Below are 25,614 nucleotides of genomic sequence, written 5' to 3'. Positions count from 1 at the left end.
TAACTCCGACCGTTTGTATGCCGTGTGCGACTGAGTTGTGGCTGGTCGCGCAGTTCCCCGCGCCCCTTGGGGGCGCGGGTGTCACGTCGGTCTCAAGCGGCCCGCGTCGTTGGCAACGGATCAGCCCTATGCATGGAGCCCGCCACTCCCAGGTCCCTCACGATAGCCGTGGCCGCGCGGTGGGCCGAGTGCAGGGCGCCCTGGACCGTGCTGGTGTCCCGGTGGTCGCCGCACACGTACAGGCCGGCCAGCAGGCGTACCGGGCGGCGCAGGTCGTGCGGGGCGGGCATGGCCGGGACCGCCTCCCGGGTGTGGTGGACCGCCAGGGTCTCCCAGCGGTGAGTCGGCGTGCCGTACAGGCGGCCCAGGTGGGTGCGTACGGCCGTCTCCAGGTCCGGAGGAGGGGTGCCCAGGACCGTCGAGGAGATCAGGGCCCGGCCCGAAGGGGCCCGGCTCGGGTCGACCTCGCTGATCACCGCCGTGTGGGCCACCGGGCCGCCGCGGTCGGCGTCGAGCAGCAGCGCGGAACCCGTGCGGGGCGGTTCGTCGGTCGTGTGGTGGACGACCGTCACCGGGTGGAAGTCCGGCACCCGCAACCCCGGCAGCAGCTCGGCCGCGGCCCGCGCGTCCGTTGCCAGCAGCACCGCCCGGCACCGGATCTCGCCGTGCTCGGCCGTGGTCACCGACGTCGTCGCGACGGACGTGACCCGCACCCCCGTGTGCACGGTTCCCGTCGGCAGCGTCTGCGCGAGCAGTTCCGGAAGCGTCTCCGCGCCGCCCTCGGGCACGCACAGCCGCCCACCCGCGAAGGCCCGCAGCGCGAGGTCGGCGCATCGGCTGGACGTCGTCAGCGCGGGGTCGCACAGCAGGGCGGCGAGCAGGGGACGCAGGAAGCCGTCGATCGTGCGCGCGGGCAGCCCCCGGGCCGCGAGCGACTGCCCGGCGGGCAACTCCGGCCGGGCGAGGAGGCGTTCGACGGGCACGGTGGAGAACCGGGTGAGCGCGGCACCGAGCCGGGCCTGGTCGACGGCACCGCCGAGCGGCGCGGCCGCGCGGGCGGCCCTGGACGCGGTCCCCTGACCGGCACCGGGCAGCACCCGGAACGTGGCCCTCCGCGATGCGGCCCTCCGGGATGCGGCCACCAACCTCGGCCCCGGCATCCCCCGAGGGGCGCTCGCCAGGGCGCGCACCGCATGCAGTGCGCCCCTTGCGCTCCGGGCGCCCGCCGGAGCGTCCACGCGGTGGTGGCGTCCGTCGCCGTGCAGCAGGACGCCCGGCGCGAAGGGCCGCAGCACGAGCCCGTCGAGCCCGGGCGCGAGCCGTAGTTCGGGATACGCCGTGGACAGCAGCTGTCCGATCCGGTCGAGCCGGAAGCCGTCGACCTTCTCCGTCGACATCCGGCCGCCCACACACGGGGCGGCCTCCAATACCGCGACGGTCACTCCTTGACTGGTCAGCCGATGCGCCGCGGAGAGTCCGGCGACCCCGGCTCCCACGATCACGACGTCCGCCTGGTACGCGGGCTCAAGCACGTGCCCCTCCTCGAGGTTGCGCGGCCGGTGGGGACGTCATGCCCCCAACAGGCTCCGGGGATACCCGAGTTCGGATCGAGGGTAGGGCGGTGACCGGTCAGGAACAGTCGCGCATCGACAGGGCACGGTCGCACACCGGTCGCATGTCGTCACAGACGGCCACTGGAACCCTCACGCGGCCCGGATCGCCCCCTCGATGTCCGGGAACGCGAACGTGAACCCCGACTCCAGCAGCCGCGTCGGCCGCACCCGTGCGCTGCCGAGCACGTCCCCGGCCATCTCGCCGAGCACGGCCCGCAGGACCGGCGCGGGGACGGTGAAGAGGGTCGGCCGGTGCAGCACGCGGCCCATGGCCTCGGTGATCTCACGGTTCGTCAGGGGCTGCGGGGCGGTGAGGTTGAAGGGTCCGGACAGCCCGTCGGTCTCCAGGAGATGGCGGATCGCGGCCACCTCGTCGTGCAGCGCGATGAACGACCAGTACTGCCGCCCGTCGCCCATCCGTCCGCCGAGCCCCGCCTGGAACAGCGGGAACAGCTTGCCCCAGGCCCCGCCCCCGCGGCCCACGACGAGCCCGGTGCGGGTGAACGCGGTCCGTACGCCGGCCTGTTGCGCGGGCGCGGCCGCCCCCTCCCACTCCACGCACAGCTCGGGCAGGAAGCCCTGGCCTGCGGGGGAGTTCTCGTCGACGATCCGGTCGCCGGTCTCGCCGTAGTACCCCATCGCGCTGCCGTTCACGAAGACCCGCGGCGGCTCGTCCAGGGCGGCGACGGCCTTGGCGAGGGCGGTCGTGCCGTTGACCCGGCTGTCGTGGATCCGCTTCTTGTACGCGTCCGTCCAGCGGCGGGAACCGACCCCCGCCCCGGCGAGGTTGACCACGGCGTCGCACCCGGCGAGCCCGGCCGTGTCGACCCGCCCGGCCTCGGGGTCCCACCGGACCTCGGTCCCGTCCTTGGGCTCTCGGCGCACCAGCCGCACCACCTCGTGCCCGTCCGCGGTCAGGGACCGCGTCAGCGCCGAGCCGATCAGTCCGGATGCTCCGGCCACCGCGATTCTTGAAAGTTGCATGACCTCATCCTGCCTGGTGGGTGCGTAAGAGCGATGTCTGGTTCCGGTACCTCCACCGTAGGGTGGCGGTCATGTCCCAGCTGTCCATACGCCTCGCCCTCCCCGACGACGAGGAGGAGCTGGCCCGCCTCGAACGTGCCGAATGGTCGCCCCTGCACGACGTCCTGCCCGAGCAGCAGCCGCCCTACCGGCCGTTCTTCGACGAGCGGCACCTCCCCGACGACTGTCTGGTCGCCGAGGCAGACCGCCGCATCCTCGGGTACATCCGTCTCGGTTTCCCGACCGGGCTCGAGGCGAGCGCGCATGTGCGCCAGATCCAGGGTTTCGTCGTCAGCGCCCGGGCCCGGGGCCGCGGTGTCGGCCGGGCGCTGATCCGCGCGATCACCGAGGAGGCCCGGCGCCGGGGCGCCCGCCGCCTCACCCTGCGCGTCCTCGGGCACAACACGCCCGCCCGGGGGCTCTACGAGTCCGAGGGCTTCGCGGTCGAGGGCGTGCTGCCCGAGGAGTTCCTGCTGGCGGGGGAGTACGTCGACGACGTGCTCATGGGGCGCAGTCTCTGAGGACCTGGTCGGCCGCGGCGGTCGTACGGCGTCTGCGCACCACGAGGCAGAGCGCGACCCCCGCCACGAGCAGCGAGAGCAGGAAGAACACGGGCACGGGGGAGCCTCCGGGGTGCCATGCGGGACCGGTGCGGGACCGGTGCCGTGCGAGACCGTGGTCCCATCATCCGGGAGGCCGGCGCGTTACGACGTGACCAGCTCGCCCGTGTCCACCGGCGACGTGGCGTCCGCCGCCTTCTCGGCGTCGCCGGCGACCTCGTCGACCGTCAGGACATAGCCCGTCTCGTTGTCGGAGGTGGAGCGGGCGAAGACCACGCCGTAGACCTTGCCGGAGGCGGTCAGCAGCGGGCCGCCGGAGTTGCCGGGGCGGACGGTGGAGCGGATCGAGTAGATCTCGCGGGTGACGGTGGCGTCGCTGTAGATGTTCTGGCCGGTCGCCTTCACCCGGTTGGCCACCGTGGCCGCCTGGAGGTTCAGGTCACCGTCCTGCGGATAGCCCGCGACCACCGCGGAGTCGCCCCGCGAGGCGCTGTCGTCGAAGCGCAGGACCGGCGCCCGGAGGTCCGGGACGTACAGCACGGCCACGTCCCTGTTCGGATCGAACAGCACCACCCGTGCCTTGTACGGCTGCCCGACCCCGCCGACCCGGACGCTCGGCTCGTCGATGCCGGCCACCACGTGGGCGTTGGTCATCACGTGCTGCGGGGCGTACACGAAGCCGCTGCCCTCGCGGCCCTGGGTGCCGGAGGCGCCCTCGATCTTGACGGTGCTGAGCTTGGCCGCGTTGGTGGCGGCGGCTGTGACGCTGTCGCCGGTGGGCTTGGCGACCTCGGCCGTCGACTCGTTCTCGAACGGGTTGAAGACCTGCGGGAAGCCCGCCTCGGTCAGCGCGGAGGTGGCCCGGGAGAACCAGGACGGCGTGGTCTCCGGCATGGAGTCCTGGACGGCGCCGAGCAGGGCGGAGTCCCGGATGGCGGTGGTGACCAGCGGGGACGAGGACGCGCCGAGCACGCTTGCGGCGACCCAGGCCACGATGAGCACGGCCACGGAGTTGGCGGCGGCCCCGCCGACCCCGTCCGCGACTCTCAGCGGCCCCTGGTCCAGCTCCCGGCGCAGCCTGAGCGCCAGCCGGCCCGCCAGCTCGTGGCCCACCGCGGCCGGGACCAGCACGGTCAGCACCGCGGTCACCGTCGCGGCCGTGCTCCCCGGTGCCACCAGGTCCATCATCCACGGCAGCACCCACACGCCCACGACCGCGCCGCCGACGAACCCGGCGAACGAGACACAGCCGGCCACCAGGCCGCGCCGGTAGCCGGAGGCCGCATAGGCGGCGATCACCAGCAACAGCAGGATGTCGAGCACGTCCACGGAGCCGCCCTTCTCTCTCGGAACCTTCAGTACGCAGGCGAGGCGTCCAGTGATCAGCGGCACGCGTGCGTGCACCTGGGAAAACGTCGCGGACCAGGACGATGGTTCCACCGGGTGGCACAGCACACATCGCGGACGGAGCGGATCCGGCCGAGAGTGGAGCCATGCGTGTCCGAAGAGCGCGGGGGATGCGAAGTCGGCGGACGGCCCGAATACGTGACGCGAGCCGTACAGGACTCGCGGCCCGAATACGCGACGCGAGCCGAATAGGCCTCGCGCTCCAAAGCCGACTACCCCACAAACACCGCTCGGCGACCGCCACCGCCGGGTCTACGGTTCCCGACAGCCCTGCGGCGCCGACCGGGCCCGCCGCTCCTGTCGGCCCAACGGCGTCTGCTGATCCTGCAGCGTCCTCCCGCCCGACGCCTTCCGCTGGGCCTGAGGTTCCGGTGGGGCCTGCGGCTTCTGCTGGGCCCGCCGATCCTGCCAGCCCTACGGCTTCCGCCGAGTCGACGGCACCTGCGGCGTCGGCCGGGCTCGCCGGTCCAGTCGCCCCGGCGGCGTCTGCTGGGTCTACGGTTCCGGTGGGGCCTGCGGCTTCTGCTGGGGCGGGGGCTTGTGCCGGGCCGGCCGATCCTGGCAGCCCTACGGCTTCCGCCGGGTCGACGGGGTCTGTCGGGCCTGTGGCGTCGGCCGGGCTCACCGGTCCAGTCGCCCCGGCGGTGTCTGCCGGGCCCGCCGATCCCGTCAGCCCCACTGCTTCCCCCGGGCCTGAGGTTCCTCCCGCGCCTGCGGCTCCTGCCGGGTCTTCGGCCTCCGCTGGGCCCGACGTTCCTGCCCGTCCGACGGCGTCTGCCGGGCATACGGTCCCTGCAGGGGTGGAGGCGTCTGCCGGGCCTGCGGTCCCCGCACGTCCGGCGGCCGCCGACGGGCGTGTGGTTTCTGCTGGGACAGCCGGACCGGACAGGGTGGAGGCTGCTGACGGGTCTGCGGTCTCCTCTGGGGCTGCCGCTTCGGTTCGGCCGACGGCCCCCATCCGTCCCGCGACTCCCATCAGGTCGGCGGCCCTCGCCAGGCCCGAGCGTCCCGTACCGACTGCGGCCCCCGTGGGGTCCGAGAGTCCCGTACCGTCGGCGGCCCCCGCCGGGCCCGTGACCCTCGGCGGCCCCGCGGCGCGGTCCGCGTGGGTGCTTCCGGCCGCCGTGCGGGTGTTGCTCGGGTGTGTTCCCGGGCTCGGTGCCGTCCTCGGGCTTGTGCTGTGTGTCAACGGTGTCGAGCGCGCGGTGGACGCCAGGCCTACTGCCGAAGTGGCCCGGCACGGGCTCGTCGCGCACCACGCGGCCAGGCCGCACATCGTGCCGCGGTCGGTGTGGGCCTCCGGCACCGGTGAGGCGAACTCCGCCGCCCGCACCCCACCGCCCCCGCACTACGACGACAAGGTGCTCGCGGTCTTCGTGCACCACACCGACTCGCCCAACGGCTACGACTGCGCCGACACACCCCGCATCATCCGCTACCTCGCCGCCGGCCAGACCGGCGCCCGGGACTGGGACGACATCGGCTACAACTTCCTCGTCGACCGCTGCGGCACCATCTACGAGGGCCGGGCGGGCGGCGTCGACCGACCCGTCACCGGTGCCCACACCCAGGGCTTCAACCACCGCACGGCGGGCATCGCCGCCATCGGCACCTTCACCGCGGGCGTCCACGTCCCGCGGGCGATGACCGACGCGATCGCCGCACTGGCCGCCTGGAAACTCGGCCTCACCGGCATCGACCCGCGCACCACCGTCCGTCTCACCTCCAGCAACAGCCTCAGCCGCTACGCCGCCGGCACCACCGCGAAGCTGCCCGCCCTCGCCGGCCACGGCGACGGCTACATGACGACCTGTCCCGGCGCCGCCCTCAGGGCACGGCTGCCGCAGATCAGGGAGACGGCGGCCCGCCTCCAGGGCCGGACCTGACCCACCGAGCCCCCACTGTCGGGTCACCTGCGCCCGAGATAGACCCCCAACGCCCGCTGCAACACCCTGCCCTGGAGCCCCACCGGCCGTTCCCACTCGCCGAGGTACTCCACGACCCGGCCGCCCGCCCCCGTCTTGAAGCGGAGCCGGCCCAGCAGGCGGTCCTCGCCGAGGGAGGGGTTCACCGAACGCAGGTCGTACGTCTCGGCACCGGCCGCCCGCGCATCGCACAGCATCCGCCACAACAGCGCGCTGCTGGGCCGCAGTTCCCGCCCCCGGCGACCGGACGCGGCGTAGGAGTGCCAGACGCGGGAACCGACGTTGATCATCAGCGCGGCGGAGAGCACCTCGCCGTCGTACTCGGCGAGATAGAGCCGCAGCCGGTCGGAGTCCTCGGCGTTCATGGCCTCCCACATGCGCCGGAAGTAGACCGGCGGGCGGGCCCGGAAGCCGTCGTGGGCGGCGGTCGCGGCATAGAGACGATAGAAGTCGGGCAGATCGGCGGCCGTCCCCCAGGAGACCCGGACGCCCGCCGACTCGGCCGTGCGCAGGGACTGCTCGAAGTGCGGTGCGAGGGCTTCGCGCAGCTCGTCCACCGAGCGGCCCGTGAGCGGGATGTGACAGCCGTAGCGCGGCTGCCCGAGCCCGAAGCCGCTGTCCTCGTCCTGCGCGCACCGCCGCCACCCCAGCCCGCGCAGCCGCTCCCCGGCGTCCAGCGCGAACCCGTCGACGCCGGCCGCGGGCACCTCGCGCACATGGCGTACGTCGGGGTCGGCGATGCCCGCCGTCACCGTCTCGGGGTCCCAGTGCCGCACGACGACGGGTGGCCCGATCCGCACCGAGAACGCCCCCCGCTTCTCCAGGTGGGCGACCAGCGGATCCAGCAGGCGCTCCGGTCGCGGGTCGCGCCAGTCGATCGCGGGCCCGTCGGGGAGGTAGGCGAGACAGCGCCGGGTGCCGGGCAGCGGCCGGTACAGGACGAGTGCCGTCGCGAGCATCGCCTCGCCCTCGAACCAGCCGACGCTCTCCGCCAGCCAGTCGGGCTTCACGTCGGCCCACTCGGGGATCTGGAGATGGCTCGCGTCGGGGTGCAGCCGCAGGTGGGCGAGATGTTCCTCGCGCGTGATCTCGCGCACATACGGGCTGGTCATGGGCGGGGTGCTCCTGTTCGGGGCGGCCACGGTAAGCCGGGAGTCACGGCAGGGGTCAAGAGCCCGAGCCCTCACAGCTTTCTCGTAGGCGACTCAAGGACCACTCCGAAACAGCCGCCCTATCGTCATGCACACGCACTGACTGGAGGTGGGGAAGAAATGAACAGCAGTCACACGAACACCACGGAGAAGGCCGGCGGATGGACCCGGACCGCCCGCGGACCCTGGGCGGTCGTCTGCGCCGTCGCGGCCGTGATCCTCGGCCCGGCCGCCGTCACCGCGTCCGCGCTCGACCAGGCCAACGCGGCCCCGATGCACCACGCGGTGAAGGCCGACCAGACCCAGGCGTACATCCCGACGGACACGACCCGGCGAAGGGCCACGACGGCGGCCTGAACACTGTGCGAGCGGCCTGACCGGGACTCAGCCCCTGAACCGGTCCCACAGCTTGGGATACCGCTCCGCGAGTACCCGGTCGCTCTCCAGGTCGACCGGCGCACCGAGCGGCTCGGAGGCCCCCGGCGGGATGCCCAGGTCGGGAGCGACGGTACCGGTGAGCTGCTCGTAGGCCTCGTCGGCCGCGTAGCCCAGTTCCTCGCCGTCGCCGTCGATCTCCTCGTCGAAGTCGGCCAGCAGGTCGGCGAGCGAGTCGGGGTCGTGCACGCCACCCTCGTAGACCTCGCGCCCCTGGCCGATCAGCCAGCACCGGAAGGAGTCGAACGCGTCGTCGCTCACCCCGTCCAGCAGGATCCAGGCGGCGCCCCACAGGTCCCAGGTGTAGGCACGGTTGAAGCGGGCCTCGAAGTGACGGGCGAAGTCGAGGACCATGTCCGGGTCCAGCGCCAGGAGTCGGTCCACCAGCAGGTCGGCCTGCTCCTCGGGGTCGCCCTCGGCGGCCTCGCGGGTGGCGTCCACCAGCTCCCAGAACTCCGTCTCGTCCATCACGGGTCCAGCATCGGGCCTGGAAGGGTGGGGCGCACGTGGAGTGCGGCGGATTGTTATGTCCCGAACAGGATCCCGTCCCTGGCGTACAGCCCCGCCAGACGTACGGCGTCCCTCGCGAACCGCGCCCGCAGACTCTCCGGGGCCAGTACCTCGGCCTCCGGCCCCAGCGACGCGAGCTGCGCGTGGGCGACCTCCTCGGACTCCACCGGGAGGGTCACCGTCACCCACCCGTCGTCGTCCGGCGGCCCGGCGGCCGCCAGTGCCTCCCGGGCGGGACCGGCGGGATCGACGGCGTACGGCAGCCTGCGTGCCCCCGCTTCGGACAGCCGTACGACGACCTCGGCCCGCAGGATCGAGCGTGCGAACTGTTCGGCGCGCTCCTCCCAGAACCCGGGCAGGTCGAACTCCTCGTCGCGCTCGAAGCGTTCCCCGGCGGCCGTCACCGCCGCGAACCGGTCGATGCGGTACACCCGGAAGGAGCCGGCCCGCGGGATCCGCGCGCACAGGTACCAGACGCCCGCCTTGAGCACGAGCCCGTACGGCTCCAGCTCCCGCTCCACCTCGCGCTCACGGCCGCTGTAGCGCGCACTGACCCGTCTGTCGTCCCACACGGCGTCGGCGACGGCGGGCAGCAGCTCGGGGGACTTCGGCTCGGTGAACCAGTTGGGCGCGTCGAGATGGAACCGCTGAGCGGCCGTACGGGAGGCGTCGCTGAGGGAGGGGAGCAGCGCGGCCGACACCTTCAGCCGGGCGGCGGAGGCGGCGTCCTCGAGCCCCATCTCGCGCAGCGCCCCCGGCACACCGGACAGGAACAGCGCCTCCGCCTCGCCGCGGGCCAGGCCGGTGAGGCGGGTGCGATAGCCGCCGATGAGGCGGTACCCGCCCGCCCTGCCCCGGTCCGCATACACCGGGACCCCGGCCTCCGACAACGCCTGCGCATCCCGGGTGACCGTCCGCTCCGACACCTCCAACTCCCGCGCCAGCTCGGCGGCGGTCATGGAGGGACGAGATTGGAGGAGCAGCACCATTTTGATGAGACGGGCAGCACGCATGGCTTCATGATGCCGGGGGCCACTGACAGCGAAGGGGTACGGCGGCCGCCGTACCCCTTCATCGAAGCCCGGGCTCTTACAGCCCGTACTTCTCCCGTGCTTCCTTCACTGCCGTCGCCTTGACCTCGCCGCGCCGGGCAAGCTGGGCCAGGGCCGCGACCACGACGGACTCCGCGTCGACGCCGAAGTGGCGGCGGGCGCCCTCGCGGGTGTCGGAGAGGCCGAAGCCGTCCGCGCCGAGCGAGGACCAGTCCTGCTCGACCCACTGCGCGATCTGGTCCGGGACCTGGCGCATGTAGTCGGAGACCGCGAGGACCGGGCCCTCGGCACCGTGCAGCGCCTGACGGACGTACGGGACCCGCTCCTCGCCGCGCAGCAGACCGGCGTCGGCCTCCAGCGCGTCGCGGCGGAGTTCCGTCCAGGACGTCGCGGACCACACGTCGGCCGCCACGCCCCACTCCTCGGCCAGCATCCGCTGCGCCTTCAGCACCCAGTGGATCGCCGTGCCGGAGCCCAGCAGCTGGATGCGGGCGGCGTTGGCGGCCGGGGAAAGGCCCGCGGACTCCGCCGTGTTGAAGCGGTACAGACCCTTGACGACGCCCTCGTCGATGCCCGGACCGGACGGCTTGGCGGGCTGCGGAAGCGGCTCGTTGTAGACCGTCAGGTAGTAGAAGACGTTCGGGTCCTCACCGGGCGCCGCCTCGCCGTACATACGGCGGATGCCGTCGCGCACGATCGTGGCGACCTCGTACGCGAACGCCGGGTCGTACGTGAGCGCCGCCGGGTTCGTCGCCGCGATCACCGGCGAGTGACCGTCCGCGTGCTGCAGGCCCTCGCCCGTCAGCGTGGTACGGCCCGCCGTGGCGCCGACGAGGAAGCCGCGGCCCAGCTGGTCGCCGAGCTGCCACATCTGGTCGGCCGTGCGCTGCCATCCGAACATCGAGTAGAAGATGTAGAACGGGATCATCGCCTCGCCGTGCGTCGCGTACGCGGTGGACGCGGCGATGAAGTCGGCCATCGAACCGGCCTCGGTGATCCCCTCGTTGAGGATCTGGCCGTTCTGGGCCTCCTTGTAGTACATCAGCTGGTCGCGGTCGACCGGCTCGTACGTCTGGCCCTTGGGGGAGTAGATCCCGAGCGACGGGAACAGCGACTCCATACCGAAGGTGCGCGCCTCGTCGGGGACGATCGGCACCCAGCGCTTGCCCGTCTCCTTGTCGCGGACCAGGTCCTTGATCAGGCGGACGAAGGCCATGGTGGTGGCCACGTTCTGCGAACCCGAGCCCTTGTCGAAGGAGGCGAAGGCCTTCTCGGCGGGGGCCGGCAGCGGGGCCACCGGGTGCACCCGGCGGGCCGGGGCCGGACCGCCGAGGGCCGCGCGGCGCTCCTGGAGGTAGCGGACCTCGGGGGAGTCGGCGCCCGGGTGGCCGTAGGGGACCACGCCGTCGACGAAGTCACTGTCCTTGATGGGCAGTTCAAGCAGGTCACGCATGGTCTTGAACTCGTCCACCGTCAGCTTCTTCATCTGGTGGTTGGCGTTCTTCGACGCGAAGCCCTCGCCGAGGGTGTGGCCCTTGACCGTCTGGGCCAGGATGACCGTCGGCGCGCCCTTGAACTCGACGGCGGCCTTGTAGGCGGCGTACACCTTGCGCGCCTCATGGCCACCGCGGGAGAGGTGGAAACACTCGAGGATCTTGTCGTCGGACAGCAGCTTCGCCATCTCGACCAGCGCCGGGTCCTTGCCGAAGAAGTCCTGGCGGATGTAGGCGGCGTCGCGCGTCTGGTACGTCTGCACCTGCGCGTCGGGTACCTCGCGGAGCCGTCGCACGAGCGCGCCCGTGGTGTCGAGCCGGAACAGCTCGTCCCAGGCGTTGCCCCACAGCGACTTGATGACGTTCCAGCCGGCGCCGCGGAACTGGGCCTCCAGCTCCTGCACGATCTTGAAGTTCGCGCGGACCGGGCCGTCGAGGCGCTGCAGGTTGCAGTTGATGACGAAGGTGAGGTTGTCGAGGCCCTCGCGGCTCGCGAGCGCGAGTGCCGCCGTGGACTCCGGCTCGTCCATCTCGCCGTCGCCGAGGAAGGCCCAGACATGGGAGTCCGAGACGTCCTTGATGCCGCGGGCCGTCAGGTAGCGGTTGAAGCGCGCCTGGTAGATCGCGGAGAGCGGGCCGAGGCCCATCGACACCGTCGGGAACTCCCACAGCCAGGGCAGGCGGCGGGGGTGCGGGTACGACGGGAGGCCGTTGCCGCCCGACTCGCGGCGGAAGTTGTCGAGCTGCTGCTCGTCCAGCCGGCCGTCGAGGAAGGCGCGGGCGTAGATGCCGGGGGAGGCGTGGCCCTGGATGTAGAGCTGGTCGCCGGACCCGTCGGCCTCCTTGCCCTTGAAGAAGTGGTTGAAGCCGGTCTCGTAGAGCCAGGCCGCGGAGGCGAAGGTGGCGATGTGGCCGCCCACGCCGTATTTGGAGCCGCGGGTGACCATCGCGGCCGCGTTCCAGCGGTTCCACGCGGTGATCTTCCGCTCCATCTCCTCGTCACCGGGCGCGGACGGCTCGGCGGGGGTGGGGATGGTGTTGACGTAGTCGGTCTCGAGGAGCTTCGGCAGCGCGATGCCGTTGCCCTCCGCCCTCTCCAGCGTGCGGCGCATCAGGTACGCGGCACGGTGCGGGCCGGCCGCCTTGGCGACCGCGTCCAGCGAGGCCTGCCATTCGGCGGTCTCCTCGGGGTCCCGGTCGGGGAGCTGGTCGAGCTCGCTCGGCTGGATGGCGTAGGGGTCGGTCATGTCGCCGCCTTCCTCAGTCGAAGGGGGTTCCCTCAATCAGGCAGGGTTTCGGGGGTGCCCTTTGTCTTTGGCAGGACAGGGCGGAGGGCCCCGGTAAGGGCCCGTCGAGGACTCTAACTCGCTGATCGATGATCGATCAAAGGGTTGAGAGGCAAAACTTCTCGATGACGAGAAAGTAGGCACCCGGTGCCTCCGACGGAGACACCGGGTGCCTTGTTTTCGAAGGGTTTCCGCAGGTGAGCGCAGGTGTGCTCGGCTGCGTCAGGCCCTCGGCGCGCACCCCAGGACATGCGCCTTCACGATCTCCGGGATCCGCGGGTCCCGGCGCTTGAACGCCGCCACCAGCTCCTCGTGCTCCTCCGCGTACGACTGCTGGACCGTCCCCAGCCAGCGGATCGACAGAGCGGTGAAGACCTCGATGCCCAGGCCCTCCCAGGTGTGCAGCAGCACCGAGTTGCCGGCCGCCCGCACCAACTCGCGGTGGAAACCCACCGTGTGCCGCACCTGCCCCGTGCCGTCCGAGTCGCGGTCGGCCTCGTAGAGCGCGGCGACATGCGGCTCCAGGGCCGAGCAGTCCTGCGCCAGCCGCTCCGCCGCCAGCTCCGCCGCGATGGCCTCAAGACCGGCCCGCACGGGGTAGCTCTCCTCCAGGTCGGCCGCCGTCAGATTCCGCACCCGTACGCCCTTGTTCGGCGCGGACTCGATCAGCCGCAGTGACTCCAGCTCGCGCAGCGCCTCCCGCACCGGCGTCTGGCTGACCTCCAGCTCGGTCGCGATACGGCGCTCCACGATCCGCTCACCCGGCTGCCAGCGCCCGCTGACGATCCCCTCCACGATGTGCTCGCGGATCTGTTCGCGCAGCGAGTGGACGACGGGCGCGGTCATGAGAGCTCCTTAAGGGCGTTTGACGTTTAGACAATAAGGCCGCGTGCCCGTCCGGGAGGGGCGCACGGGGGCGCTTTCATGCAGGTGAGACGAGGCTTACACGCTCCCAGCCGCACGACTTCTGTCAAGACACGGAACCCCACGGCTCCGAGAAGTGTCGCGTTCGTCAGGGGTTCCCGCGCGGGGCGCCCCTTCGCACCACAGGGGGACGGCATGAACATCGGGGGACAGCGCGGACTGGCGTTGGCGGCCGTGATCGGCGCGATCGTCGCCGTGACGGGCTGCGGCCAGTCGGCCACACGGGCGACGGCCGATGCGACACAGAGCAGTACCGGAGCGACCGGAGCGATCACCGGCATGGCGGGCGCGACCCGGGGCAGCGGCGCCGCCTGCGTCTTCGTCAAGCCCGACGGGGCACAGAAGTTCGGTCACGTCGGCTGGGGCTTCAAGGTCCCGGGCACCGGACGCTGGGTCTACGGCGCCGTCGAGAACCCCAGCGCGAAGCTCTACACCCCGCCGGGCGGTGACATCGGGGCCTGGCACGCGGAGGGGTCGTACAACCGCATGCTCAGCGACATGTCCACCGACGCCCACTACCCCGGCACCTCCGAACACCCCTACAGCCGCTACCGCTGCACCAAGTCCTCGTCCCACGACGTAAACAACGCCCGCGCCATGATCCGCACGGTCGAGGCCCGCGGCTTCCTCGTCGGGGTCGACCCGAGGAACGGGAAACTCACCTCGCGGGACTGCCTGGACGCCACCTACGACGTCCTGAAGGCGTACCGGACGAAGCGGCTCACGCCCGCGCCCAAGCTGTCCGTCCCCAACGTGTGGGTGGAGGAGCTGTGGGGCTGGTCGGACAGGACGCTGACGCCCCGGTGAGACGACGGTGCCCCGTCCGGAGAGTTCCGGACGGGGCACCGTGCAGGCACTTCTGAGGCTTACAGGCCGAGCTCGACCTCGAACTCGCCCGCCTCCAGGATCGCCTTGACCGCGGTCAGGTAACGGGCCGCGTCGGCGCCGTCCACCAGACGGTGGTCGTAGGAGAGGGTCAGGTAGGTCATGTCGCGGATGCCGATGACCGTGCCCTCCTCGGTCTCGATGACCGCCGGACGCTTGACCGTGGCACCGATACCGAGGATCGCGACCTGGCCCGGCGGCACGATGATCGTGTCGAAGAGCGCACCGCGCGAACCGGTGTTGGAGATGGTGAAGGTCGCGCCGGACAGCTCGTCGGGCGTGATCTTGTTCGCGCGGACCTTGCCCGCGAGCTCCGCCGTGGCCTTGGCGATGCCGGCGATGTTGAGGTCGCCCGCGTGCTTGATGACCGGGGTCATCAGGCCCTTCTCGGAGTCCACCGCGATACCGATGTTCTCGGTGTCGAAGTAGGTGATCGTGCCCTCGTCCACGTTGATCCGGGCGTTGACGGGCGCGTGCGCCTTCAGCGCCTGGGCCGCGGCCTTGACGAAGAACGGCATCGGGGAGAGCTTGACGCCCTCACGGGCCGCGAAGGAGTCCTTCGCCCGGCCGCGGAGCTTCATCAGACGCGTGACGTCGACCTCGACGACCGAGGACAGCTGCGCCTGCTCGTGCAGCGCCTTGACCATGTTGTCGCCGATGACCTTGCGGATGCGCGGCATCTTGACGGTCTGGCCACGGAGGGGGGAGGCCTCCAGGGACGGCGCCTTCTTGGCGGCGGCAGCCGGAGCGGCAGCGGCGGGAGCCGGAGCAGCGGCGGCGGCCTTCGCGGCCTCGGCGGCGGCGATGACGTCCTGCTTGCGGACACGGCCGCCGACGCCGGTGCCCTTGACCGCTGCCAGGTCGACGCCGTTCTCGGCGGCGAGCTTGCGCACCAGCGGGGTGACGTAGGCGCCGTCGTCACCGGAGGTCGCGGCGGGAGCCGGGGCCGGGGTGACCGGGGCGGGCGCCGGAGCCGGAGCGGCGGGCGCCGGGTCGGGAGCCGGAGCCGTCTGCTGCTGCGGGGCCGGAGCCGAGGGCGCCTGCGGGGCAGGAGCAGGAGCCGGAGCCGGAGCCGGAGCCGCGGGGGCCGGAGCCGGGGCGGGGGCCTCGGCAGCCGGGGCCGGAGCGGCGGGGGCCGGAGCAGCGGCCGGAGCCGCGCCGGGGGCGCCGATGACGGCGAGCTTCGCGCCGACCTCGGCCGTCTCGTCCTCGCCGACCACGATCTCCAGCAGGACGCCGGCGACCGGCGCCGGGATCTCGGTGTCGACCTTGTCCGTGGAGACCTCGAGCAGGGGCTCGTCCTCCGCGACCTCCTCGCCGACCTCCTTCAGCCACCGGGTGACGGTGCCCTCGGTGACGGACTCGCCCAGCGCGGGCAGGACGACGTCCGTGCCCTCGGCGGAGCCGCCGCCGGAAGCGGCCTCTGCGGTGGGAGCGGGCGCGGGGGCGGCCTGCTCGGTGGACGGGGCCGCCTGAGCCGGCTCCGGGGCGGGCTCGGCGACCGGCTCGGCGGCCGGTGCCGGGGCAGCGGCGGGGGCGCCGGTGCCGTCGTCGATCACGGCCAGCTCGGCGCCGACCTCGACCGTCTCGTCCTCGGCGACCTTGATGGAGGCCAGGATGCCGGCGGCGGGGGAGGGGATCTCGGTGTCGACCTTGTCGGTCGACACCTCGAGCAGCGGCTCGTCGGCCTCTACACGCTCACCCTCGGCCTTCAGCCAGCGGGTGACGGTGCCCTCGGTGACGCTCTCGCCGAGCGCCGGAAGGGTTACGGAAACCGCCATGGTTTCGGTTGCTCCTTACGAATTGCGGAAGTCTGTGATCGTCGCTTCGTCGACCGAGGGATCAGTCGTGCGCGTGCAGCGGCTTGCCCGCAAGGGCCAGGTGCGCCTCGCCGAGCGCCTCGCTCTGCGTCGGGTGGGCGTGGATGAGCTGGGCGACCTCGGCCGGCAGCGCCTCCCAGTTGTAGATCAGCTGGGCCTCGCCGACCTGCTCGCCCATGCGGTCGCCGACCATGTGGACGCCGACCACGGCACCGTCCTTCACCTGGACGAGCTTGATCTCGCCCGCGGTGCCCAGGATCTTGCTCTTGCCGTTGCCCGCGAGGTTGTACTTCAGAGCGACGACCTTGTCCGCGCCGTAGATCTCCTTGGCCTTGGCCTCGGTGATGCCCACGGAGGCGACCTCGGGGTGGCAGTAGGTCACCCGCGGGACGCCGTCGTAGTCGAGCGGAACGGTCTTCAGACCGGCCAGACGCTCCGCGACCAGGATGCCCTCGGCGAAGCCGACGTGCGCGAGCTGGAGCGTGGGAACCAGGTCACCGACGGCGGAGATGGTCGGGACGTTGGTGCGCATGTACTCGTCGACCAGGACGTAGCCGCGGTCCATCGCGACGCCCTGCTCCTCGTAACCGAGACCGGCGGAGACGGGCCCGCGGCCGACGGCCACCAGCAGCACCTCGGCCTCGAACTCCTTGCCGTCGGCGAGGGTGACCTTGACGCCGTCCTGGGTGTACTCGGCCTTCTGGAAGAAGGTGCCCAGGTTGAACTTGATGCCGCGCTTGCGGAACGCGCGCTCGAGCAGCTTGGAGGAGTTCTCGTCCTCGAGCGGGGCGAGGTGCTTGAGACCCTCGATGATCGTGATGTCCGACCCGAAGGACTTCCACGCCGAGGCGAACTCGACGCCGATGACACCGCCGCCCAGGATGATCGCGGACTTCGGCACGCGGTCCAGGACGAGGGCGTGGTCCGAGGAGATGATCCGGTTGCCGTCGATCTCCAGGCCCGGCAGCGACTTCGGCACGGAGCCGGTCGCGAGGAGCACGTGGCGGCCCTGGATGCGCTGTCCGTTGACATCGACGGAGGTCGGCGACGAGAGCCGGCCCTCACCCTCGATGTAGTGGACCTTCCGGGAGGCGACAAGCCCCTGGAGGCCCTTGTACAGGCCGGCGACCACGCCGTCCTTGTACTTGTGCACCCCGGCGATGTCGATGCCCTCGAAGGTGGCCTTCACACCGAACTGCTCGCTCTCGCGGGCCTGGTCGGCGATCTCGCCCGCGTGCAGCAGGGCCTTGGTGGGGATGCATCCCCGGTGCAGGCAGGTACCGCCGACCTTGTCCTTCTCGATCAGGGCGACGTCAAGCCCCAGCTGAGCCCCGCGCAGGGCCGCGGCGTAACCGCCACTACCACCGCCGAGGATCACTAGGTCGAAAACGGTGCTGGCGTCGTTCGCCACGTCACGTCCTCCATGCATGTGCGCCGTACGCCGGTCTCCAGTGACCGCGCGGCGGCTGGTGTCCGGCCGCTCTTTCTTCGGCCCTGTGGTGGGGGCCCTGTCCTGCCGAGCCCCATCTTCGCACTTGTCAGCCCTGAACGAGACGCCGGGCCGGGGTGTGAGACACCACACGCTCACATGAGAACGAGGGCCGCGGTGAGACGCCTGAAGGGGCGCGGGGCTGTATCGGTATGCGGCTCCGCCGCGCGGGCGCGACGAGCCACAACGGGCCCGCAGCCGCCCACGCCCCTCAGGGACCGAGCTAGTGGGCGAACATCACCCCAGGTCACCCGAGGCAGTCAACTCCGCCAGCCGCACCAGCGTCCGCACCGCCGTCCCCGTCCCGCCCTTCGGGGTGTACCCGAACGGACCGCCGTCGTTGAACGCGGGACCCGCGATGTCGAGGTGCGCCCAGGTGATCCCCTCACCCACGAACTCCCGCAGGAAGAGCCCGGCGACCAGCCCACCGCCCATCCGCTCACCCATGTTCGCGATGTCGGCGGTGGGAGAGTCCATGCCCTTGCGCAGGTGCTCCGGCAGCGGCATCGGCCAGGCAGGCTCCCCGACCTCCTCGGCGGCCTCGTACACCGCGGAGCGGAACGCGTCGTCGTTGGCCATGATCCCGAACGTCCGGCTGCCGAGCGCCAGCATCATCGCGCCGGTGAGGGTCGCGACATCCACGATGGCGTCCGGCTTCTCCTGGGACGCCGCCCACAGAGCGTCCGCGAGGACGAGCCGCCCCTCCGCGTCGGTGTTGAGCACCTCAACGGTCTTGCCGCTGTACATCCGCAGCACGTCGCCGGGGCGCGTGGCCGACCCCGACGGCATGTTCTCGGCGAGCGCCAGCCACCCGGTGACATTGACCTCGAGACCCAGACGCGCGGCCGAGACCACGGCCGCGAACACCGCCGCCGCCCCGCTCATGTCGCACTTCATCGTCTCGTTGTGACCCGCCGGCTTCAGCGAGATGCCGCCCGAGTCGTACGTGATCCCCTTGCCGACCAGCGCGAGGTGCTTCTTCGCCTTGGACGAGGTGTACGACAGCTTCACCAGCCGCGGCCCCGACGCCGACCCCGCGCCGACGCCGAGGATGCCGCCGTAGCCGCCCTTCTCCAGCGCCTTCACGTCGAGCACCTGCACCTTGAGGCCGTGCTCCTTGCCCGCGGCCTGCACGATCGAGGCGAAGACCTCGGGGTTCAGGTCGTTCGGCGGCATGTTGACGAGGTCGCGCGCGCGGTTGAGCTCCGCGGCGACCGCGGTGGCCCGGGCGAGCGCGGCCTTGTACGCGGCGTCCCGCGGCTTGCCGCCCAGCAGCGCGGCCTCGGCCAGCGGAGCCTTGCCGTTCTTCGCCTTGGCGTCCTTGGCGTTCTCCTTGTAGGTGGTGAAGGAGTACGCCCCGAGCAGCACGCCCTCGGCGACCGCGCCGAGGTCGGCGGCGTCGCCGAGCGGCAGTACGAACACGGCCTTCTTCGCGCCGGTCAGCGCGCGGGCGGCGACACCGGCGGCCTTGCGCAGCGCCTCCGGGTCGAAGGAGGAGTCCTTCTCGGGCTCGGCGCCCAGGCCCACGGCCACCACGAGCGGCGACTTGATGCCGGAGGGCGCCGGCAGCTTCGTCACCTCGCCCTCGGCGCCGGAGGCACCGAGGGTCTCCAGGACGCCGGCGAGCGTGCCGTCGTAGGCCTTGTCCACGGATTCGGCGCCCGGCGCCACTACCAGGCCCTTCGCGCCTTTGGCGACACCGATCACGATCGCGTCGGCCCGCAGGCCGGGCGCCGCGGAGGTGCTGAGAGTGAGAGCAGTCACGGTGGTGAATTCTCGCTTCCGATGTGAAGTTGCTGGGGTCGAGCGGGTGGGTCGACCGGGCCCGACGGCCGACCCTATTTCGTGTCCGAGCACGGGCCCCGATCGGGGCCTTCACCCCTGTCGGCGACCACCCGGGACGAGCCTACGCTCGGGTCGGCCGAGCGTACCTCCGGCTGCGGCACACGAGATCATCCCTGGGTAAGCCGTCGCACTGTCTGGAGCCCGTCCGTTGAAGCGCCCTCTCCTGCTCGTCACCCTGCTCCTCCTGGTGACGGGATGCTCGACCACCCCCGACTCCGCGTCCGGCGACGCCCGTTGGCGGCCCCGCCCGGGCGTCGCCTGGCAGTGGCAGCTGACCGGCCGCGTCGACACGTCCGTGGACGTGCCGGTGTACGACATCGACGGCTTCGACCAGTCCAAGGCGGTGGTGTCGTCCCTGCACCGCGAGGGCCGCAAGGTCATCTGCTACCTCTCCACCGGCGCGTGGGAGGACTGGCGCCCCGACGCCGACAAGTTCCCCAAGTCGGTGATAGGGCGCGGCAACGGCTGGGAGGGGGAGCGCTGGCTCGACATCCGCGCCACGGACGCCCTGGAACCGCTGATGGCGGACCGCCTCGACATGTGCCGCGAGAAGGGCTTCGACGCGGTGGAGCCGGACAACATGGACGGCTACAAGAACCGCACGGGCTTCGGACTGACGGCGGCGGACCAGCTCCGCTACAACCGTCTGATCGCCGAAATGGCCCACGACCGCGGACTGTCGGTCGGCCTGAAGAACGACCTCGACCAGATCCCGGAGCTGGTGGGGGACTTCGACTTCGCGGTCAACGAGCAGTGCGCGCAGTACGCCGAATGCGCGGACATGGAGCCGTTCGTCAAGGCGGACAAGGCGGTCTTCCACGTCGAGTACGAACTGCCCACAAGCCGCTTCTGCGCCGAGTCCCGGCGGCTGAAGCTGAGTTCGATGCTGAAGAAGTACGAGCTCGGGGTGTGGCGCGAGGCCTGTTAGACGTTCATCGACAGGATCACCAGTGCCGTCGTCGCCGCCGTCTCCGCCAGCCCTCCGAACACGTCCCCGGTCACTCCGCCGAAGCGGCGCGTGCAGTGCCGCAGGAGAAGCTCGGCCGCTCCCACGGCGGCGGCGACCGCCAGGACCGTGCGGACGATGTCGTACGACCCGAGGAGCGCCCCCGCTCCGGCCGCCCCCAGCGTCACCGCGACGGCCACCGGCACCGCACCCCGTACGGGGACCACCCCCGCCACCGCGGCCCCCAGTCCCTCCGGCCTGGCCGGCGGGACCCCGGCGCGGGCCGCCAGCGTCAGCACCAGGCGCGCGGCCGTCGCCGAGACCACCGCCGCCGTCGCACCCCGCGCCCACGAGTCGCCGTACAGCTGCGACAGCGCGGCCACTTGGGCGAGCAGCACGAAGACGAGGGTGATCACCCCGAAGGGTCCGATGTCCGACTGCTTCATGATCCGCAGGGCGTTCTCGGCGGGCTTGCCGCTGCCCAGGCCGTCGGCGGTGTCCGCGAGGCCGTCGAGGTGCAGGCCCCGCGTGAGGACCGCCGGTACGGCGACCGTGGCGACCGCGGCGAGCAGTGCGGAGGAGCCCAGGGCCAGGAGCAGGAGGCCCAGCGCGGCCGACCCGCACCCCAGTGCCACCCCGACCAGCGGAGCGCACAGCATGCCGCCGCGTGCCGCCTCCCGGTCCCAGCGGGTCACCTTCACGGGGAGCACGCTGAGCGTGCCGAAGGCGAAGCGGAGGCCGTCGAGCGGGGGTGGGGTCATGGACACGTCGGCAGGGTAGCCCGGACGCCGTGGCCGCCGGGCGGCCCACCCCCGCCGGTCTGAGACTGGGGACATGGGTCACTGGCTGGAGCGCAACATCGTGGAACCGGGCAAGCTGCCACTGCTCCTCGCCCTGACCGCGTTCGTACTGACCTTCCTGATCACACGGGTCATCACCCGGCTCATCCGGGCGGGCAAGGGCCCTTTCGGCAACGTCAGCACCGGAGGGGTGCACATTCACCACGTGGTGCCCGGAGTCGTCCTCACCGTCGTCGGCGGTTTCGGCGCGGTCGCGAGCGGGCGGCACGGTTTCGTGGCGGGGCTGTGCGCGGTCGTCTTCGGCATGGGCGCGGGTCTGGTGCTGGACGAGTTCGCGCTGATCCTGCATCTCGACGACGTCTACTGGACCGAGGAGGGCCGCAAGAGTGTCGAGGTCGTCGTCCTCACCGCGGCGCTGGTCGGCCTGATGCTCGCGGGGTTCTCGCCGTTCGGTGTCAACGACGTGACGCAGGAGGAGGCCCAGGACCGCGGCGGCGTGATCAGCAGCGTGGTGGTCAACTTTCTCTTCGCGATGCTCGTCCTGCTCAAGGGCAAGACCCGGATGGCGATCTTCAGCGTGATCATCCCGCTCGTCGGCCTGATCGGTGTCATCCGCCTGGCCCGCCCGGGTTCACCCTGGGCCCGGCGCTTCTACCGCAGCCGCCCGCGCGCCCGCGCCCGGGCCACCCTGCGCGCCTACCACCGCGACAAGCGCTGGTCGGGCCCCCGCCGGAGGTTCCAGGACCTGATCGGCGGCAAACCGGACCCGACCCCGTCGCTGGAACGCCGCTGACGCAGCGCGGGAAACCTGGTCAGACCTCCTCCCTCGCACGCCGCCGACGTGCAGCCGGGATTGCGCACAGCACCAGCATCGCCGCGATGGCCGCCAGGTGTTCCTTGCCGGCGAGGTTCTCCTTCACCAGCACCTCCGCCACCATCGACGCGATGACGGCACCCGCGGTGACCCGGGCGCCGTAGCGCAGGCCGAGGAAGACGGCGAGGCCCACCACGGCCGCCGACGGGCCGGTGTCGACGACGTGCGCGTCCGAGGGGGACAGGCCGAGTGGGCTGTCGGGGCCCAGCCAGATGCCCACGCGTGCGTACAGCGTGCCGGCGAGCGTGGCCGCGTAGGCCAGAGCGAGCGTCCGCCACCGGCCCAGACAGATCTCGGCGATCCCGAACACGCACAGGATCTGCGCCAGCGCGCCCCACACCGGCAGGTCCAGGGCCGGCACGAACAGGGAGAGGGGAGTGCGGAGCAGAGCGAGCCACAGCGGGTCCGCGGCGCGTACGGCACCGACGTCCTGGACGACGTCGTAGCCCCACGACTGGTTGTGCACGACGTGCAGGGCCGCCGTCAGACCGACGGCCGTCAACGCCAGGGGGACCGCCCGCCACGTCCGCCGCAGCAGCGGTCCGCGCACGGTGGCGTACAGCGGCCCCCACTCCGCGCGGGCCCAGCGGGCGAGTGTCCTCATCCCATGGTCCTTCATCCCATGGTCCTCATCTGTGCGTGCTCAGGTGCTCCCGCCGCCGTAGCCATCCCGGCAGTCCCGGCACCTCCAGGAACCCCTCCGCGCGGGCCGAGGCGATGCCGATGCGGGGCAGGTCCGCGCTCTTCTCGAAGAGCAGGAACCGGGGTTCCCAGATGGGCCGGTACTTGGCGTTGGCCCGGTACAGGGACTCGATCTGCCACCAGCGCGAGAAGAAGCTGAGCAGCGACCGCCACAGCCGCAGCACCGGCCCGGCACCAAGACGTGCACCACGTTCGAAGACCGAACGGAACATGGCGAAGTTGAGCGAAACCTGGGTGATCTGGATCTCCTGGGCGCGGTTCAGCAGCTCGATGACCATGAACTCCATGAGTCCGTTGTCCGCGTCGCGGTCCCGGCGCATGAGGTCGAGGGACAGCCCGTGCGGCCCCCACGGCACGAAGGAGAGCACCGCCTTCAGCTCACCGTCGCCGGCCCTGCACTCCAGCGCGACGCACCGGCCGTCCGCCGGGTCCCCGAGCCGCCCCAGCGCCATGCTGAACCCGCGCTCGGTGGCACCGTCCCGCCAGTCGTCCGCACGCCGTACGAGAGCCGCCATCTCCTCGGCGGGGATGTCCTCGTGGCGCCGGACCCGTACCGTGTACCCGGCCCGTCCGACCCGGTTGTAGGCCTGCCGGACGGTCCGCATCGCCCGCCCCTCCAGCGTGAACTCGGCGACCTCGACGATCGCCTCGTCGCCCAGCTCCAGCGCGTTCAGGCCGTGCCGCGCGTACACCGTCCCCGCGTCCTCACCCGCGCCCATCACCGCCGGCAGCCACCCGTGCGCCCGCGCCTCGGCGAGCCACGGCTCGATCGCCCCCGGCCAGGCCTCCGGGTCGCCGATCGGATCGCCGGAGGCCAGCGAGACCCCGCTGACGACCCGGTAGGTCACGGCCGCCTTCCCGGTCGGTGACCAGACGACGCTCTTCTCCCTGCGCAATGCGAAGTACCCGAGCGAGTCCCGCTCCCCGTGCCGCTCCAGCAGCTCCCTCAGGCGCCGCTCGTCGTCCTCGGTGAGCGCGTCGACCGCACGCCGGGAGCGGAAAGCGGCGTAGAAGACGGCGAGGACGAGGATCGTGCTGAGCACGTTGATGACGACGTTGACCCAGTTCGGCGTCAGGATCCCGTCGAAGCGGGAGTCGTCGGCGGCGACGGAGACCAACCGCAGCGTGCCGTACCACCACCGTTCCCCGAAGGACGAGGACCTGGAGGCCTTGTTGGTGACGGTCACCAGCAGCGCGGCCAGCAACGAGCACACGAGCAGTCCGCCCACGGCCACGGCGGCGGCGAGCCGCGGATTGGACCGGTCACCCTTGGCGTAGAACTCCCGCCTGCCGACGAGCAGCGCGGCGACGAACGCGGCCGTGAGGCCGAGCGAGATCCAGTTCTGCGCGTACCGACGGATCTCCGGGAACGCCATCGCGAAGAGGAACAGCGCGAGGAACGCCCCCGACAGCACCAGGTTCAGGATCCACGCCGCGCGCTTGCGCCGCCGCATGGTGATGGCGAGGAAGGCCGTGAACACCCCGGAGGCGAAGCCCGCCGTCAGCAGATACGGCGTGAAGAAGTCCTCCTGGTTGTGCCGCCGCACGTCCTGCCCCAGCGAGACCCACACCGCGCTGAGGAAGTTGACGAACGCGACGACCCGCAGGTACCAGACGGCGAACCCGGCGGCCCGCCGCGAGGCACCGGTGGACCGGCGGACATCCCGAACAGGTGCAACTCGGACATCTCCCATGAAGGGCGATCATGCCCGTTGCGCCGGCGATTCCGTCGCAAGGGCACTCACCTGTCCTGGACTACTCCTCGTCGGACACCTTCTCCGGCTCCTCCTCGGAAACCGCGGGCTTCTCCGGCAGCTCAGCGGCCAGCGCCGCCGCGGCCTGCACCAGCGGCAGCGCCAGCAGTCCGCCCGCACCCTCCCCGACCGTCACGCCATGGTCGAGCAGCGGTTCCAGGGCCATCCGGTCCAGCGCCTTCGTCTGTCCCGGCTCACCGCTGTTCTGCCCGGCCAGCCACCAGTCCGGCGCCCGGAACGCGATCCGCTGACCCACCAGCGCACAGGCGGCCACGACCACCCCGTCCAGCACGACGGGCAGTTTGCGCACCGCGCTCTGGAGGAGGAAGCCCGTGATCGCGGCGAGGTCGGCCCCGCCGACGGTCGCCAGCAACTGCAACTGGTCCCCGAGGACCGGCCGCGCCCGCCGCAGCGCGTCCCGGATCGCCGCGCACTTGCGCATCCAGGCCAGGTCGTCGATCCCGGTCCCGCCCCGCCCGGTCACGACGGACGCGTCGGTCCCGCACAGCGCCGCGACCAGCACCCCGGCCGCCGTGGTCCCGCCCACGCTCACATCGCCGAGCACCACGAGATCCGTACCGGAGTCGGCCTCTTCGTCCGCCACCGCGACCCCGGCCCGGAAGGCGGCCTCCGCCTCCTCGAGGGTCAACGCGTCCTCGACATCGATACGACCGCTCCCGCGCCGCACCCGATGCCGTACGACATCCTCCGGCAACTCGGCCGGATCGCAGTCCAGCGCCATGTCGACGACCCGCACCGGCACACCCAGCCGGCGCGCGAGGATCGACACCGGACGGCCGCCCTCCAGGACCTCCCGCACCAACTCCGAGGCGCTGCCCGCGGCCCGCCCCGAGACGCCCAGTTCGGCGACCCCGTGGTCACCGGCGAACAGCACGACCCGCGGCCGTTCGACCGGCCGTACCGGTACCGCCGACTGCGCCGCGGCCAGCCACTCACCCAGGGCGTCGAGGCGGCCCAGCGCGCCGGGCGGCACGATCTGACGCTCCCGGCGCGCCTCGGCGTCGCGACGCACCCCGCCGTCGGGGCGTTCGATCAGATCGGTGAAGTCGTCGAGATTAAGCGAGCTCATTCGCCGAACAGTACCGGCCCTGATCGAACA

General features: G+C 71.9%; 21 protein-coding genes. 6 read left to right on the top strand and 15 right to left on the bottom strand.

The window, feature by feature from the left end:
- Window positions 1-92: 92 nt before the first annotated feature.
- Window positions 93-1,532, bottom strand: coding sequence for an NAD(P)/FAD-dependent oxidoreductase (locus RNB18_RS12070; RefSeq protein WP_311714096.1), 1,440 nt, complete (start codon window positions 1,530-1,532; stop codon window positions 93-95).
- A gap of 171 nt (window positions 1,533-1,703) precedes the next feature.
- Complete coding sequence (locus RNB18_RS12065; protein WP_311714095.1) at window positions 1,704-2,597, bottom strand: TIGR01777 family oxidoreductase; 894 nt, start codon at window positions 2,595-2,597, stop codon at window positions 1,704-1,706.
- 71 nt (window positions 2,598-2,668) lie between these two features.
- Between RNB18_RS12065 and RNB18_RS12060 the strand changes: the two genes are divergently transcribed.
- On the top strand, window positions 2,669-3,157 hold the full coding sequence (locus tag RNB18_RS12060) for a GNAT family N-acetyltransferase (protein ID WP_311714094.1): 489 nt from the start codon (window positions 2,669-2,671) through the stop codon (window positions 3,155-3,157).
- A gap of 183 nt (window positions 3,158-3,340) precedes the next feature.
- Here RNB18_RS12060 and RNB18_RS12055 read toward each other — a convergent pair whose 3' ends face one another.
- Window positions 3,341-4,525: a MarP family serine protease gene (locus RNB18_RS12055; RefSeq protein WP_311714261.1), complete on the bottom strand. Its 1,185-nt coding sequence runs from the start codon at window positions 4,523-4,525 to the stop codon at window positions 3,341-3,343.
- A gap of 1,202 nt (window positions 4,526-5,727) precedes the next feature.
- On the opposite strand from RNB18_RS12055, the gene RNB18_RS12050 reads away from it, so the two are divergent.
- Entirely contained in the window at window positions 5,728-6,489 is a 762-nt protein-coding gene (locus tag RNB18_RS12050; protein ID WP_311714260.1) for a peptidoglycan recognition protein family protein, read from the top strand.
- Window positions 6,490-6,512: 23 nt separating this feature from the next.
- Here the strand turns inward: RNB18_RS12050 and RNB18_RS12045 are convergent, their stop codons facing one another.
- Entirely contained in the window at window positions 6,513-7,640 is a 1,128-nt protein-coding gene (locus RNB18_RS12045; protein ID WP_311714093.1) for a lipid II:glycine glycyltransferase FemX, read from the bottom strand.
- A gap of 159 nt (window positions 7,641-7,799) precedes the next feature.
- Between RNB18_RS12045 and RNB18_RS12040 the strand changes: the two genes are divergently transcribed.
- Entirely contained in the window at window positions 7,800-8,036 is a 237-nt protein-coding gene (locus tag RNB18_RS12040; protein ID WP_280857097.1) for a hypothetical protein, read from the top strand.
- A 27-nt stretch (window positions 8,037-8,063) separates the two neighbouring features.
- On the opposite strand, the gene RNB18_RS12035 is transcribed toward RNB18_RS12040, so the two are convergent.
- The 4 genes from RNB18_RS12035 to RNB18_RS12020 all read right to left on the bottom strand — a co-directional run bounded on the left by RNB18_RS12035 (window position 8,064) and on the right by RNB18_RS12020 (window position 13,301).
- Complete coding sequence (locus tag RNB18_RS12035; RefSeq protein WP_266394061.1) at window positions 8,064-8,582, bottom strand: DUF4240 domain-containing protein; 519 nt, start codon at window positions 8,580-8,582, stop codon at window positions 8,064-8,066.
- Window positions 8,583-8,638: 56 nt separating this feature from the next.
- Window positions 8,639-9,637, bottom strand: a complete 999-nt coding sequence (locus RNB18_RS12030) for a helix-turn-helix transcriptional regulator (protein ID WP_311714092.1) — start codon at window positions 9,635-9,637, stop codon at window positions 8,639-8,641.
- 76 nt (window positions 9,638-9,713) lie between these two features.
- Window positions 9,714-12,416: a pyruvate dehydrogenase (acetyl-transferring), homodimeric type gene (gene aceE, locus RNB18_RS12025; RefSeq protein ID WP_311714091.1), complete on the bottom strand. Its 2,703-nt coding sequence runs from the start codon at window positions 12,414-12,416 to the stop codon at window positions 9,714-9,716.
- A 261-nt stretch (window positions 12,417-12,677) separates the two neighbouring features.
- Window positions 12,678-13,301 carry a GntR family transcriptional regulator gene (locus tag RNB18_RS12020; RefSeq protein ID WP_020115869.1) on the bottom strand — a complete coding sequence of 208 codons (624 nt, stop codon included), beginning with the start codon at window positions 13,299-13,301 and terminating at the stop codon, window positions 12,678-12,680.
- Between the two features lie 213 nt (window positions 13,302-13,514).
- On the opposite strand from RNB18_RS12020, the gene RNB18_RS12015 reads away from it, so the two are divergent.
- Entirely contained in the window at window positions 13,515-14,186 is a 672-nt protein-coding gene (locus RNB18_RS12015) for a hypothetical protein (RefSeq protein ID WP_311714090.1), read from the top strand.
- Between the two features lie 59 nt (window positions 14,187-14,245).
- On the opposite strand, the gene sucB is transcribed toward RNB18_RS12015, so the two are convergent.
- The 3 genes from sucB to RNB18_RS12000 all read right to left on the bottom strand — a co-directional run bounded on the left by sucB (window position 14,246) and on the right by RNB18_RS12000 (window position 19,337).
- Window positions 14,246-16,045, bottom strand: coding sequence for a 2-oxoglutarate dehydrogenase, E2 component, dihydrolipoamide succinyltransferase (gene sucB / locus RNB18_RS12010; protein ID WP_311714089.1), 1,800 nt, complete (start codon window positions 16,043-16,045; stop codon window positions 14,246-14,248).
- A 61-nt stretch (window positions 16,046-16,106) separates the two neighbouring features.
- Window positions 16,107-17,495: a dihydrolipoyl dehydrogenase gene (gene lpdA / locus RNB18_RS12005; protein ID WP_311714088.1), complete on the bottom strand. Its 1,389-nt coding sequence runs from the start codon at window positions 17,493-17,495 to the stop codon at window positions 16,107-16,109.
- Between the two features lie 315 nt (window positions 17,496-17,810).
- A complete protein-coding gene (locus RNB18_RS12000; protein ID WP_311714087.1) occupies window positions 17,811-19,337 on the bottom strand; it encodes a leucyl aminopeptidase in 1,527 nt (508 codons plus the stop codon).
- A gap of 229 nt (window positions 19,338-19,566) precedes the next feature.
- Between RNB18_RS12000 and RNB18_RS11995 the strand changes: the two genes are divergently transcribed.
- Complete coding sequence (locus RNB18_RS11995) at window positions 19,567-20,346, top strand: endo alpha-1,4 polygalactosaminidase (protein ID WP_311714086.1); 780 nt, start codon at window positions 19,567-19,569, stop codon at window positions 20,344-20,346.
- Here RNB18_RS11995 and RNB18_RS11990 read toward each other — a convergent pair.
- Entirely contained in the window at window positions 20,343-21,125 is a 783-nt protein-coding gene (locus tag RNB18_RS11990) for an adenosylcobinamide-GDP ribazoletransferase (protein WP_311714259.1), read from the bottom strand. The genes RNB18_RS11995 and RNB18_RS11990 overlap by 4 nt on opposite strands.
- Before the next feature lie 73 nt (window positions 21,126-21,198).
- Here RNB18_RS11990 and RNB18_RS11985 point away from each other — a divergent pair, with 73 nt between their 5' ends.
- Window positions 21,199-21,957 (top strand): hypothetical protein, encoded by a 759-nt coding sequence (locus RNB18_RS11985; protein ID WP_311714085.1) that lies wholly within the window; start codon window positions 21,199-21,201, stop codon window positions 21,955-21,957.
- A 19-nt stretch (window positions 21,958-21,976) separates the two neighbouring features.
- Here the strand turns inward: RNB18_RS11985 and RNB18_RS11980 are convergent, their stop codons facing one another.
- The 3 genes from RNB18_RS11980 to cobT form a co-directional block, all read right to left on the bottom strand.
- A complete protein-coding gene (locus RNB18_RS11980) occupies window positions 21,977-22,642 on the bottom strand; it encodes a hypothetical protein (RefSeq protein ID WP_311714084.1) in 666 nt (221 codons plus the stop codon).
- Window positions 22,643-22,667: 25 nt separating this feature from the next.
- The gene (locus RNB18_RS11975) at window positions 22,668-24,434 is read right to left on the bottom strand and encodes a phosphatidylglycerol lysyltransferase domain-containing protein (protein WP_311714083.1); all 1,767 of its coding nucleotides are present in this window, start codon (window positions 24,432-24,434) and stop codon (window positions 22,668-22,670) included.
- Window positions 24,435-24,495: 61 nt separating this feature from the next.
- Entirely contained in the window at window positions 24,496-25,584 is a 1,089-nt protein-coding gene (gene cobT, locus RNB18_RS11970) for a nicotinate-nucleotide--dimethylbenzimidazole phosphoribosyltransferase (RefSeq protein ID WP_311714082.1), read from the bottom strand.
- Window positions 25,585-25,614 lie beyond the last annotated feature (30 nt).

Origin of the sequence: Streptomyces doebereineriae (genome assembly GCF_031845645.1) — a bacterium.
Lineage (GTDB): Bacteria > Actinomycetota > Actinomycetes > Streptomycetales > Streptomycetaceae > Streptomyces > Streptomyces canus.
This window is presented reverse-complemented; position numbering and strand designations above follow the sequence as displayed.

What these genes read in the sequence shown, in the direction of transcription:
- cobT (WP_311714082.1), bottom strand. Translation starts at nt 25,584, where the DNA reads ATGAGCTCGCTTAATCTCGACGACTTCACCGATCTGATCGAACGCCCC.
- RNB18_RS12045 (WP_311714093.1), bottom strand. Translation starts at nt 7,640, where the DNA reads ATGACCAGCCCGTATGTGCGCGAGATCACGCGCGAGGAACATCTCGCC.
- RNB18_RS11990 (WP_311714259.1), bottom strand. Translation starts at nt 21,125, where the DNA reads ATGACCCCACCCCCGCTCGACGGCCTCCGCTTCGCCTTCGGCACGCTC.
- RNB18_RS12040 (WP_280857097.1), top strand. Translation starts at nt 7,800, where the DNA reads ATGAACAGCAGTCACACGAACACCACGGAGAAGGCCGGCGGATGGACC.
- RNB18_RS12020 (WP_020115869.1), bottom strand. Translation starts at nt 13,301, where the DNA reads ATGACCGCGCCCGTCGTCCACTCGCTGCGCGAACAGATCCGCGAGCAC.
- RNB18_RS11975 (WP_311714083.1), bottom strand. Translation starts at nt 24,434, where the DNA reads ATGGGAGATGTCCGAGTTGCACCTGTTCGGGATGTCCGCCGGTCCACC.
- RNB18_RS12060 (WP_311714094.1), top strand. Translation starts at nt 2,669, where the DNA reads ATGTCCCAGCTGTCCATACGCCTCGCCCTCCCCGACGACGAGGAGGAG.
- sucB (WP_311714089.1), bottom strand. Translation starts at nt 16,045, where the DNA reads ATGGCGGTTTCCGTAACCCTTCCGGCGCTCGGCGAGAGCGTCACCGAG.
- RNB18_RS11985 (WP_311714085.1), top strand. Translation starts at nt 21,199, where the DNA reads ATGGGTCACTGGCTGGAGCGCAACATCGTGGAACCGGGCAAGCTGCCA.
- RNB18_RS11980 (WP_311714084.1), bottom strand. Translation starts at nt 22,642, where the DNA reads ATGAGGACACTCGCCCGCTGGGCCCGCGCGGAGTGGGGGCCGCTGTAC.
- aceE (WP_311714091.1), bottom strand. Translation starts at nt 12,416, where the DNA reads ATGACCGACCCCTACGCCATCCAGCCGAGCGAGCTCGACCAGCTCCCC.
- RNB18_RS12065 (WP_311714095.1), bottom strand. Translation starts at nt 2,597, where the DNA reads ATGCAACTTTCAAGAATCGCGGTGGCCGGAGCATCCGGACTGATCGGC.
- RNB18_RS12030 (WP_311714092.1), bottom strand. Translation starts at nt 9,637, where the DNA reads ATGCGTGCTGCCCGTCTCATCAAAATGGTGCTGCTCCTCCAATCTCGT.
- RNB18_RS12035 (WP_266394061.1), bottom strand. Translation starts at nt 8,582, where the DNA reads ATGGACGAGACGGAGTTCTGGGAGCTGGTGGACGCCACCCGCGAGGCC.
- RNB18_RS12015 (WP_311714090.1), top strand. Translation starts at nt 13,515, where the DNA reads ATGAACATCGGGGGACAGCGCGGACTGGCGTTGGCGGCCGTGATCGGC.